A 10,657-nucleotide genomic window follows, 5' to 3' on the forward strand; every position below is an offset into this window, starting at 1 on the left:
GGGCTCGGGTTGACCAGGTGATAGTCGTGCTTAACGCCTTGGGCCATCGCGGTCCTAATCCTCTAAATCCCCCAGGCGCTCGCGCGCCCGCTGATTCCACGCGGGCCGGACGCCGTTTCGCGTGACGCTATAGACCTGCGCTGCGGGGTCCGCCAAGGGGGAAAGGGGGGCAGCGGCCAGATGCTCCCCTTTGGGGGAGGATCGCGGCTCTCTACCCCTTCGGCCCGGCCTTGGGCGCGTCGGCGGCCGGGTAGAAGGTGTAGGAGAGGGTGATCTCCTTGGCGGTCTTGGTCTCGAAGTCCTGGGCGTACTTCGGATCGACGAAATAGAGCACCGGCATCTCGACCGTCTGGTGGGCGCCGATGGTCTGGTCGGAGAAGCAGAAGCACTGCAGCTTCTTGAAATAGCTGCCGGCCTGCTCGGGGACGACGTTGAACACCGCCCGCGCGGTGACCGGCTGGTCGGAGTTGTTCACCACCTTGAAGAAGGCGAGCTTGGTCTCGCCCAGCTGGACCTTCTGGGCGGTCTGCTCGGCGGTGAAGTCCCACGGCAGGCCGTTGACGTTGGCGTCGAAGCGCACGGTCACGGTCTTGTCGAGCACCGTCGTGGGCGCGGCCTTGGCGCGGCTGACGGTGCCGTCGAAGCCGGTCACCTGGCAGAAGGCGCGGTAGAGCGGGATCGAGGCGTAGGCCGCGCCGACCATGCCGAAGAAGACCGCCAGGCAGATCACCACCACCTTGCGGTTGCGTCGCCTCTGCGGCGACAGCGGTGCGCCCTTAGAAGTGGGGAATCGCATTTTCGCGCAGCCTGACGATGGTGACGACGAAGATCAGGACGACGAACAGGAAGAGGCCCAGCGCCAGCGCGATGTTGCGGCCGCGGCGGGCCCTGGCTTCCGTCTCGCTCTCCCGGGCGGGATCGCTCATGGGACTGTTCCCTTAGACCAGGTGGAGGGCCGCAAGGCCCATCACGTGCTCGACCAGCAGGGTGGCGAACAAGAGGGTGACGTAGAGGATCGAGAAGGCGAACAGGTTGCGCGCGTCCTTGGCGCCGGCGCGCACGTCATAGAGGCCGTCGGTCATCCGCGGGTCGGCGCTTTCGCCGGCATGGCTGCGCCAAAGGCGCGCCGCCAGCAGCAGGAACACCAGCCCGCCCAGGCCCGAGACCGCCAGATAGGCCGCCCCGCCAAGGCCGGTGAAGGCCGGCGCGACGCCGAGCGGGACCAGGATCGCGGTGTAGGCGAGGATCTGGCGGCGCGTGGAGGCCGCGCCCTTCACCACCGGCATCATCGGCACCCCGGCGCGGGCGTAGTCCTCGGTGGTGTAGAGCGACAGGGCCCAGAAATGCGGCGGCGTCCACATGAAGATGATGGCGCAGAGCAGCCAGGCGTTCAGCGGCGCAGAGCCGCTCGCCGCCGCCCAGCCGATGACCGGCGGCAGGGCGCCGGCCAGGCCGCCGATGACGATGTTCTGCGCCGTCGAGCGCTTCAGCCACATGGTGTAGACCACGGCGTAGAAGACGATGGTGAAGGCCAAAAGGCCCGCCGCCAGCCAGTTCAGCGCCATGCCCATCAGCATGACCGAGAACAGCGACAGCACCACGCCCAGGCCGGCCGCGTCGGCGCCCTGCACCCGGCCCGCCGGCACCGGCCGGCCGCGGGTGCGGCGCATCTTCGCGTCGATGTCGGCGTCGTACCACATGTTGAGCGCCCCCGAGGCGCCGGCGCCGACGGCGATGCAGAGGATCGCCACCGTCGCCAGGACCGGGTTCAGCGGACGATCGGCGGCCACCAGGCCCGTCAGGCCGGTGAAGACGACGAGCGACATCACCCGCGGCTTCAGGAGCTGCAGGAAGTCCTGCCAGCGGGCGGGCGCGCGCGTGTCGGAGGGGGCCGTAGCCATGGCCATGGACTTATACTCTTAAAAGCTAGAAGGGCGCGCAGCCGTTTCCGGTGCGCGCCCCCAGATTGTTCCCGGTCAGGCGCTCAGTGCGCCTCGGACTCGATGACCGGCAGTTCGTTGAACTGGTGGAACGGCGGCGGCGAGGACAGCGTCCACTCCAGCGTCGTGGCGCCTTCGCCCCAGGGGTTCGCCTCGGCCTTGCGGCGGGCGACCATCGCCTCGAGCAGCATCACCAGGAAGACCAGGACGCCGACGACGGTGATCGCGTAGCCGACCGACGACACCTTGTTCCAGAAGGCGAAGCCTTCCGGATAGTCGACGTAGCGGCGCGGCATGCCCTGCAGGCCGAGGAAGTGCTGCGGGAAGAAGACCAGGTTCACGCCGACGAACATGATCCAGAAGTGCAGCGCGCCGAGCCATTCGCGGTATTTCACGCCGAAGATCTTCTCGAACCAGTAGTAGAAGCCGGCGAAGATCGCGAACACGGCGCCGAGGCTGAGCACGTAGTGAAAGTGCGCGACCACGTAGTAGGTGTCGTGCAGGCTGTAGTCGATGCCGGCGTTGGCCAGGACCACGCCGGTCACGCCGCCGACGGTGAACAGGAAGATGAAGCCGATCGCCCACAGCATGGGCGTCTTGAACTCGATCGAGCCGCCCCACATCGTCGCGATCCAGGAGAACACCTTCACGCCCGTCGGCACGGCGATGACCATCGTCGCGGCCACGAAGTAGGCGCGCAGATTGATGTTCATGCCGACCGTGTACATGTGGTGCGCCCACACGAGGAAGCCGACGAAGCCGATGGCGACCATGGCGTAGGCCATCGCGAGGTAGCCGAACACCGGCTTGCGCGAGAAGGTCGAGACGATGTGGCTGATGATGCCGAAGCCCGGCAGGATCAGGATGTACACTTCCGGGTGGCCGAAGAACCAGAACAGGTGCTGGTACATGACGGGGTCGCCGCCGCCGGCCGGGTCGAAGAAGTGGGTGTGGAAGTTGCGGTCCGTCAGCAGCATGGTGATCGCGCCCGCCAGCACCGGCAGCGAGAGCAGCAGCAGGAAGACGGTCACCAGCACCGACCAGACGAACAGCGGCATCCGGTGCAGGGTCATGCCCGGCGCGCGCATGTTGAAGATGGTGGTGATGAAGTTGATGGCGCCCAGGATCGAGCTCGCGCCGGCCAGGTGCAGCGCCAGGATCGCGCAGTCCATCGCCGGGCCCGCGTGGCCCGTGGTCGACAGCGGCGGATAGGCCGTCCAGCCGCCGCCGAAGCCCTTGCCCGGGCCGCCGTCGACGAACATCGAGGTGAGCAGCATCACCCAGGCCGCGACCAGCAGCCAGAAGGAGATGTTGTTCATCCGCGGGAAGGCCATGTCCGGCGCGCCGATCATCAGCGGCACGAACCAGTTGCCGAAGCCGCCGATCATCGCCGGCATGACCATGAAGAAGATCATGATCAGGGCGTGGGCGGTGACCACGGCGTTGTAGCCGTGCTTGCTGGCCTCGATCAGGCCCATCTGGGCGAGCAGGCTGCCCGGCCGGAACACCTGGATGCCCGGCTCGGCCAGCTCCCAGCGGATCAGGCCGGAGAGCGCCCCGCCCACCAGGCCCGCCATGATGGCGAACAGCAGGTAGAGCGTGCCGATGTCCTTGTGGTTGGTCGAGAACAGCCAACGGACCAGGAACGGCGGCTTATGGTCGTGTCCATGGTCGTGGCCATGATCGTGAGCGGCGGCGTGTGCCATCGTACGCTTGTCCTAGATCAGTGGGCGGCCGGCGCGGCAGGCGCGGCGGAAGTGGTGGGAGCGGCCGGGGCGGTCGCGGAGGCGGCGACGGTCGTCGGCGTGGCGGCCGCGGCGGTCCCGTGCTTGGAGGCGACCCAGGCGTCGAAGTCGGCCTGGCTGACCACATGGACCTCGATCGGCATGAAGGCGTGGTCGACGCCGCACAGCTCGCGGCACTGGCCGTAGTAGGTGCCGATGCGATCGACCTTGAACCAGGTCTCGTTCACCCGGCCGGGGATGGCGTCCATGATGACGCCGAACGACGGCACGGCGAAGGCGTGGATGACGTCCGCGCCGGTGACCAGCACGCGGACGGTCTTGTTGACCGGCACGACGATCGGCTGGGTCGCCGCCAGGCGGTAGGGCACGCCCTTCGCCTTGGCCTGATCCTCCGGCAGGATGTTGGAGACGAACTCGGGGATCTTCTGGTCGGGATACTCGAAGCCCCAGTACCACTGATAGCCCGTCGCCTTGATGGTCAGGTCGGGCTTGGGCATGTCGTGGTAGGCGAACAGCAGCTTGAACGAGAAGATGGCGATGAAGACCAGCACCAGCACCGGCGCCAGGGTCCAGATCACCTCGACGACGGTGTTGTGGCTCCACTTCGCCGGCGTCGGGTTGGCTCTACGGTTGTAGCGCACGACGCACCAGACGAGCAGGCCCAGCACCAGCAGCACGATCGCAGTGATGATCGGCAGCAGGATGGCGTTGTGGAAGAAGATCGCGTCGTGCCGTAGCGGGGTCACCCCCGGCTGCAGGTCGATCGCCTTGTCGGTGGGCTGGCCCACCAGGTCCTCGGCGAGGGCCGATGCGCCCCAGAACGCCGCCGTTGCGCCCGTGGCGACACCGGTCGCCCACGCCCGCATCCCCTTAAACCTCGACTTCATGTCCCCTCGGTCTGGTTGGCGCGGCCGCGTCTCGCGAAACCGACGATCCCGCCGCCTGACGAAATGAGCGCGCGCAGGCGCAGTGATGCGCCGGTCCGCCCCTTCGCGGGCGTGCATACGCGCATCCCCGGAACTTGCCAAGGCGCTAGCGTCAGATAGAGCAAACCGCCGCCCTGCCCATCAAGGAGGGAGGATGACGGCGCGCCGCTCACTCCCTATCTTCGGTGCATGAACGCTCCCTCCCCCGCCCCCTCGATCCTGGACGCCGCCGGCGTCGACCCAGAACGCGCCGGCCAGGTGCTGCGCGAGGCGCTCGCCGGCGCCGACGACGGCGAGTTGTTCGTCGAGCGCTCGGAGAGCGAATCCTTCCTGTTCGACGACGGCCGGCTGAAGTCCGCGGCCTACGACGCCACCGAGGGCTTCGGCCTGCGCGTGGTGGCCGGCGAGACCGCCGGCTACGCCCACGCCAGCGAGATCTCCGAGGCCGCGATCCGCAGAGCCGCCGAGTCCGCCGCACTGGCCAAGCGCGGCTACGCCGGCGTCGCCGCCGAGGCCCCGCGGCCCACCAACGCCAAGCTCTACGGCGAGGAGAATCCGCTCGCCTCGCCCGACTTCGGCGACAAGGTGGCGCTGTTGCAGGAGATCGACGCCTGGGCCCGCGCCCGCGACCCGCGCGTGGTGCAGGTGCTGGCCTCCATGGCCGGCGAACGGCGCGTGATCGAGATCGTCCGCGCCGACGGCCGGCTGATCCGCGACGTGCGCCCGCTGTGCCGCCTCAATGTGCAGATCAGCGTCGAGCGCGACGGCCGCCGCGAGACCGGCACCTCCGGCGCCGGCGGCCGCAGCGGCTTCGAGGCCTGGATCACGCCGGACCGCTGGCAGGAGCAGATCGAGGAGGCGCTGCGCCAGGCGCTCGTCAACCTGGACGCCGTCCCCTGCCCCGCCGGCGAGATGGACGTGGTGCTGGGCCCGGGCTGGAACGGGGTCTTGCTGCACGAGGCCGTGGGCCATGGCCTGGAAGGCGACTTCAACCGCAAGGGCACCTCGGCCTTCTCCGGCCGCATCGGCGAGCGGGTGGCGGCGCCCGGCGTCACCGTCTTCGACGACGGGACGATTCCCGGCCGCCGCGGCTCGCTGACCGTCGACGACGAGGGCACGCCCACCGAGCGGACCATCCTGATCGAAGACGGCATCCTGGTCGGCTACATGCACGACCGGATGAGCGCCCGGCTGATGGGGCTTGCGCCGACCGGCAATGCGCGCCGGCAGTCCTACTCTCACATGCCGATGCCGCGCATGACCAACACCGCCATGCTCGGCGGCTCGGTCCCGCAGGCGGAGATGATCGCCTCGACCCAGCGGGGCCTCTTCTGCACCAGCTTCGGCGGCGGCCAGGTGGACATCACCAACGGCAAGTTCGTCTTCCAGTGCACCGAGGCCTATCTGATCGAGGACGGCAAGGTCACCACGCCGGTGAAGGGAGCGACCCTGATCGGCGACGGCCCCTCGGCGCTGACCCGCGTCACCATGATCGGCGACGACTTCGACTTCGACCCCGGCATCGGCAGTTGCGGCAAGTCCGGCCAGAGCGTCCCCGTCGGCGTCGGCCAGCCGTCGCTGAAGCTGGCCGGCCTGACCGTCGGCGGGACGAATCTTTAAGGGAATTCCTGCGGCGTCGCCGCTGCAACTGGTCCGGAAGCCTCAGTGCGTATGGGTCCCGGACACGCGCTGCGCGCGTTCCGGGATGACAGTCTGATCAGGCTGGTCCGCCGGGCTGTACGCCCCCGCATGCGCCCAGCGCTTCAGCCAGGGCGAGAGCGCCAGCATCACCACGCCCGCGGCCACGCCGCCGGCGCCGATCTTCAGGAAGACGTCGTTGTAGGTCGCCAGCGACCTGCCGGCGTCGAGCACCTGGCCGCTGACGGTGTCGGCGGCGGTCAGCGCGGCGATCTGCGCCGCCAGCCACTGGGCGCCGGCGGTGCCCAGGAACCAGGTCGCCATCATGGTCGAGATCAGCGCCCGGGGGGCGAGCTTGGTCATCTCCGACAGGCCGACCGGCGAGAGGAACAGCTCGCCGGTGGTCTGGATGGTGTAGGCGACCGCCAGATAGATCAGCGGGGTCTTGAAGTCGGGACCGGCGAAGCGCGCGCCGAAGACGATGACGAAGAAGCTCGCGCCCACCATCAAGAGGCCGATGGCGAACTTGAACACCGGGTTGGGATCCCTTCCGCGGGCGCCCAGCCACGCCCAGATCGCCGAGATCACCGGGGCCAGCAGGAGGATGCCGGCGCCCTGGAACGACTGCGCCTGGGCCGCGGTCATCGACTGGCCGGCCCAGAGCCTTAGGTCGACGTTGCGTTCGGCGAACTGGTTGAGCGACGAGCCGCCCTGCTCGTAGAGCGCCCAGAACACCACCGAGCCCGCCACCAGCACTAGCGCCAGCATCATCCGCTCGCGTTCGACGCGGCTGCACTGGGTGACCATGTACCAGCCGAGATAGCCCAGCACGAGCACCGTCCCGGCGCCGAGGAGGGCGCCCACCAGGCCGCCGCTCTGCACCACGAAGAAGACGACGACCACGCCGGCCAGGCTGAGCAGATAGGTCGAGGCCTCGGTGCTGAGCGGGCCCAGCAGCGGCCGCTTCAGCCGCTGCGGATCGGGCGGGCCGCCGTGGCCCTCGAGCAGCGGCTGGCCGACCATGAACACCAGATAGCCCAGGAGCATGCCGACGCCGGCCGCGCCGAAGCCCGCCCACCAGCCGATCCGCTGCCCCAGCCAGCCGCAGGCGATCGCCGCCCAGAAGGCCCCGACGTTGACGCCGTAGTAATAGAGCGTGAAGCCCGGGTCGCGCCGGGGGTCGTCCTGCGGATAGAGCTGGCCGACGATCGAGGAGATGTTCGCCTTCAGGAAGCCGACGCCCATGATGATCAGGGCCAGCGCCAGGTACATGATGTCCTTGAACACCGGATTGTCGTCGCGGACGCTCAGGCTGAAGGCGCCCTTCGGCAGCACCGGGGGCAGCGGCGCGGCCGCCGGCAGGCCCTTGACCGCAAGCCCGCCGTCGGCGGTCGGCGCATAGTCGTAGAGGCCCTCGCCGACCTTCAGCCGCACGATGCGGTCCTCGGCGCGGCCCTGGGCCACGAACTCGTATTTCGCGCCCCGCCAGGTCAGCTCCTGCACCGCCGGCCGGCCCTCGAAGGCCATGGCGGTGTGGCCGGCGACCAGCAGCAGCGCGCCGAAGGCCACCGCCTTGCGGGTCCCCAGCAGCCGGTCGGCGAGCACGCCGCCGATCAGCGGCATCAGATAGACGAGCGCGGTGTAGGCGCCGTAGCCGGCGCTGGCCTGCCTGTCGTCCATCAGGAATTGCTGGGTCAGGAAGAAGATCAAGAGGCCGCGCATGCCGTAGTAGGAGAACCGCTCCCACATCTCGGCGAAGAACAGGATCGCCAGGCCCCGCGGATGCTGGCGCAGCTGCAGCGCCACGGGGACGGCGGTGGCGAAGGTGACGACGAGGCCGGCGACGAATACGATGTCCATCTTGGAGGGATCCTGCTGGAATCGCGGGAAAAGATCACGCGCCGCGTGATGTCACAAGGTGTAACATTTGCCGCAGGGGACCCGCCCGCGCGGCTCGGGCGTTGAGCCCGCAAGGAGGACCCACCGATGCTGACGCCTGGCCCCGACCATCCGATCACGCTCGAACCGGCCAAGCGCCGCTGGCGCGCCGAGTTCAACAATCACGTCATCGCCGACAGCAACGAGGCGCTGATCCTGCGCGAGGCCGCCTACCGGCCGGTGGTCTATTTTCCGCGCAGCGACGTCGCCATGGAATACATGGGCCGCACCGAGCATCACACCCACTGCCCCTACAAGGGCGACGCGGCCTACTTCACGCTGACGATGGACGGCGAGATCCTCGAGAACGGCGTCTGGTCCTACGAGCATCCTTTCGAAGCGATGGAGCCGATCGCCGGCCGCATCGCCTTCTATCCCGAGCAGGTGCACCTCTACGAGGTCGACGACGCGGTGGTGAACCCGAAGCATCACGACCGCCGCGACGAACTCGACGAGGTGCAGGAGATGCTCCGCGCCCAGGAGCGGCGCCAGCGCGAGCAGCGCAGCATCGACGAGGTGGTCCAGCACACCGACGCCGGCGGCGGCGCCAGCCAGCGCGAGCACTGGCCGTCGAACGTGGACATGCGCGCGAGCGGCGACGAGGGCCGGCGCTGAGCCCGCCGCGTGGTGAAGTCGAAATAACGGTGTTATATTCCGCGCAAGTCGGGCGTATGCGGAGGAAGACACCATGCGTCGCACCAGCTCCCTGTGCGCTCTGGGCGGCCTCGCCGTCAGTCTGGTCTGCGGCGGCCCCGTCCTCGGCGAGGACATGAACATGGGTGCGAAAGCGGCGCCCTCGGAGGCCGCGCTGATCGAAAGCGCGATGTCCGCCGCGCCGCCGGCGGTGGCGAAGAACGCCACCATCGTCGCCATGGGGGCCGACGGAAAGATGCGGACCCTGCGCCAGGGGACGAACGGCTTCACCTGCATGCCGGACCAGCCGGCGACGCCGGGCCCCGACCCGATGTGCCTGGACGCCAACGCCCTCGCCTGGGCCACGGCCTGGATGCAGCATCAGCCGCCGCCGCAGAAGGCGGGCGTGATGTACATGCTGGCCGGCGGCACCGACGCCAGCAACACCGACCCCTACGCCCAGAAACCCACCGCCACGAACCACTGGATCAAGACCGGTCCGCACGTGATGGTGGTCGGCGACGCGGCGATGCTGTCGCAGTACCCGGCGAGCCCCGACCCGGACACCTCTCAGCCCTATGTGATGTGGTCCGGGACGCCCTACGCGCACCTGATGATGCCGGTGCGCTGAGGGGTACCCCTTGCCGTTAATCTAAGAACCACGAAATACACGAAATACACGAACAAGCCGCAGAAGCTGCGCCGCTCCGGCTCACACGGACTTTTCGTGTTTATCGTGGTTCGGCGAAGCCGATCCCGAGCGTCGCAAGTCATTAGGGACGACATGGCCTCGGGTCTCGCCGCGCTGCTCGACGATATCGCCGCCATCGCCAAGCTGGCGGCGGCCTCGCTGGACGATGTCGCCGGCGCCGCCGGCAAGGCCGGCTCGAAAGCGGTGGGCGTGGTCGTCGACGACGCCGCGGTGACGCCGGGCTACGCAGTGGGCTTCACCCCCGACCGCGAGCTGCCGATCGTCTGGAAGATCGCGCTGGGCTCGCTGCGCAACAAGTTCCTCATCCTGCTGCCCGCCGCCCTGGCGCTCAGCGCCCTTGCGCCCTGGGCGATCACCCCGATCCTGATGCTGGGGGGCGCCTACCTCTGTTTCGAAGCGGCGGAAAAGGCCATCGAAGCGATCTCTCACGAGCCGCAGGGGGAATGCGATCCGGACGAGCTCGCGCTCAGCTCCCAGGAGCTCGAGAAACGCAAGGTCGGGGGCGCCGTGCGCACCGACCTGATCCTTTCGGCCGAGATCATGGCCATCTCGCTGGCGACGGTCGCCGACCGCCCGATCGCCGTGCAGGCGGGCGCGCTCGCGGCCGTGGGCTTTGCGCTGACGGTCGGCGTCTACGGCCTGGTCGGCTTCATCGTGAAGATGGACGACATCGGCCTGCACCTGGCCCGCCGCAGCGGGCGCGGCGTGAGGGCCGTCGGCCGCGGCCTCGTCCGGGCCATGCCGCCGCTGCTCGACGGCCTGACCGTCGTCGGCGCCGCCGCCATGCTGTGGGTCGGCGGCGGCATCATCGTCCACGGCCTGGAGCGCTACCGGCTGACGCCGGTTCCCGAGTGGGTGCATGGCCTGCAGCACTGGGCCGGAGCGGCCCCGGTCGTCGGCGTCGCGGCCGGCTGGCTGGCCTATGCCGCCGCTTCGGCTGTGGTCGGCCTGATCGTCGGCGCGACGGCCGCCAGCGCCCTGCACCTGATCCGGCGCAAAGCGCACTGAGCCTCAGTACGCGAAGGCCTCGTAGACCTTGCCGGCGTCGCCGGCCCAGGGGCCGTTGTAGAGCTCGAGCAGGCGTTCGGCCGGCGTGATCCCGCTCTCGGCGATCTCGTGCAGCTC

Annotated in this window: 11 protein-coding genes; 4 read left to right on the plus strand and 7 right to left on the minus strand. The window is 69.0% G+C overall.

Annotation, left to right across the window (positions count from 1 at the left end; all coding sequences use genetic code 11):
• Window positions 1-211 precede the first annotated feature (211 nt).
• The 5 genes from VJS38_RS06510 to coxB form a co-directional block, all read right to left on the minus strand.
• Window positions 212-796 carry a cytochrome c oxidase assembly protein gene (locus VJS38_RS06510; protein WP_324087344.1) on the minus strand — a complete coding sequence of 195 codons (585 nt, stop codon included), beginning with the start codon at window positions 794-796 and terminating at the stop codon, window positions 212-214.
• Complete coding sequence (locus tag VJS38_RS06515; RefSeq protein ID WP_324087345.1) at window positions 777-926, minus strand: hypothetical protein; 150 nt, start codon at window positions 924-926, stop codon at window positions 777-779. The genes VJS38_RS06510 and VJS38_RS06515 overlap by 20 nt, the downstream gene beginning before the upstream one ends.
• Before the next feature lie 12 nt (window positions 927-938).
• Window positions 939-1,907, minus strand: coding sequence for a heme o synthase (gene cyoE, locus VJS38_RS06520; protein WP_324087346.1), 969 nt, complete (start codon window positions 1,905-1,907; stop codon window positions 939-941).
• A 77-nt stretch (window positions 1,908-1,984) separates the two neighbouring features.
• Window positions 1,985-3,646, minus strand: a complete 1,662-nt coding sequence (ctaD, locus tag VJS38_RS06525) for a cytochrome c oxidase subunit I (protein ID WP_324087347.1) — start codon at window positions 3,644-3,646, stop codon at window positions 1,985-1,987.
• A 17-nt stretch (window positions 3,647-3,663) separates the two neighbouring features.
• A complete protein-coding gene (coxB, locus tag VJS38_RS06530) occupies window positions 3,664-4,572 on the minus strand; it encodes a cytochrome c oxidase subunit II (RefSeq protein ID WP_324087348.1) in 909 nt (302 codons plus the stop codon).
• Window positions 4,573-4,800: 228 nt separating this feature from the next.
• On the opposite strand from coxB, the gene tldD reads away from it, so the two are divergent.
• A complete protein-coding gene (tldD, locus tag VJS38_RS06535) occupies window positions 4,801-6,231 on the plus strand; it encodes a metalloprotease TldD (RefSeq protein WP_324087349.1) in 1,431 nt (476 codons plus the stop codon).
• 42 nt (window positions 6,232-6,273) lie between these two features.
• On the opposite strand, the gene VJS38_RS06540 is transcribed toward tldD, so the two are convergent.
• Window positions 6,274-8,109 carry an oligopeptide:H+ symporter gene (locus tag VJS38_RS06540; RefSeq protein ID WP_324087350.1) on the minus strand — a complete coding sequence of 612 codons (1,836 nt, stop codon included), beginning with the start codon at window positions 8,107-8,109 and terminating at the stop codon, window positions 6,274-6,276.
• A gap of 126 nt (window positions 8,110-8,235) precedes the next feature.
• Between VJS38_RS06540 and VJS38_RS06545 the strand changes: the two genes are divergently transcribed.
• The 3 genes from VJS38_RS06545 (at window position 8,236) to VJS38_RS06555 (ending at window position 10,540) form a co-directional block, all read left to right on the plus strand.
• Entirely contained in the window at window positions 8,236-8,802 is a 567-nt protein-coding gene (locus VJS38_RS06545; protein ID WP_324087351.1) for a DUF427 domain-containing protein, read from the plus strand.
• A gap of 73 nt (window positions 8,803-8,875) precedes the next feature.
• Complete coding sequence (locus VJS38_RS06550; protein WP_324087352.1) at window positions 8,876-9,451, plus strand: hypothetical protein; 576 nt, start codon at window positions 8,876-8,878, stop codon at window positions 9,449-9,451.
• Between the two features lie 153 nt (window positions 9,452-9,604).
• On the plus strand, window positions 9,605-10,540 hold the full coding sequence (locus VJS38_RS06555) for a DUF808 domain-containing protein (RefSeq protein ID WP_324087353.1): 936 nt from the start codon (window positions 9,605-9,607) through the stop codon (window positions 10,538-10,540).
• 3 nt (window positions 10,541-10,543) lie between these two features.
• Here the strand turns inward: VJS38_RS06555 and VJS38_RS06560 are convergent.
• On the minus strand, window positions 10,544-10,657 hold a 114-nt coding region (locus tag VJS38_RS06560), incomplete at its 5' end, for a hypothetical protein (protein ID WP_324087354.1).

The sequence above is a fragment of the Phenylobacterium sp. genome (genome assembly GCF_035276905.1).
Taxonomy (GTDB): domain Bacteria; phylum Pseudomonadota; class Alphaproteobacteria; order Caulobacterales; family Caulobacteraceae; genus Phenylobacterium.

Coding starts and splice junctions, on each gene's coding strand:
- VJS38_RS06540 (WP_324087350.1), bottom strand. CDS start 8,109: ATGGACATCGTATTCGTCGCCGGCCTCGTCGTCACCTTCGCCACCGCC.
- coxB (WP_324087348.1), bottom strand. CDS start 4,572: ATGAAGTCGAGGTTTAAGGGGATGCGGGCGTGGGCGACCGGTGTCGCC.
- VJS38_RS06510 (WP_324087344.1), bottom strand. CDS start 796: ATGCGATTCCCCACTTCTAAGGGCGCACCGCTGTCGCCGCAGAGGCGA.
- VJS38_RS06545 (WP_324087351.1), top strand. CDS start 8,236: ATGCTGACGCCTGGCCCCGACCATCCGATCACGCTCGAACCGGCCAAG.
- VJS38_RS06550 (WP_324087352.1), top strand. CDS start 8,876: ATGCGTCGCACCAGCTCCCTGTGCGCTCTGGGCGGCCTCGCCGTCAGT.
- VJS38_RS06555 (WP_324087353.1), top strand. CDS start 9,605: ATGGCCTCGGGTCTCGCCGCGCTGCTCGACGATATCGCCGCCATCGCC.
- tldD (WP_324087349.1), top strand. CDS start 4,801: ATGAACGCTCCCTCCCCCGCCCCCTCGATCCTGGACGCCGCCGGCGTC.
- ctaD (WP_324087347.1), bottom strand. CDS start 3,646: ATGGCACACGCCGCCGCTCACGATCATGGCCACGACCATGGACACGAC.
- cyoE (WP_324087346.1), bottom strand. CDS start 1,907: ATGGCCATGGCTACGGCCCCCTCCGACACGCGCGCGCCCGCCCGCTGG.
- VJS38_RS06515 (WP_324087345.1), bottom strand. CDS start 926: ATGAGCGATCCCGCCCGGGAGAGCGAGACGGAAGCCAGGGCCCGCCGC.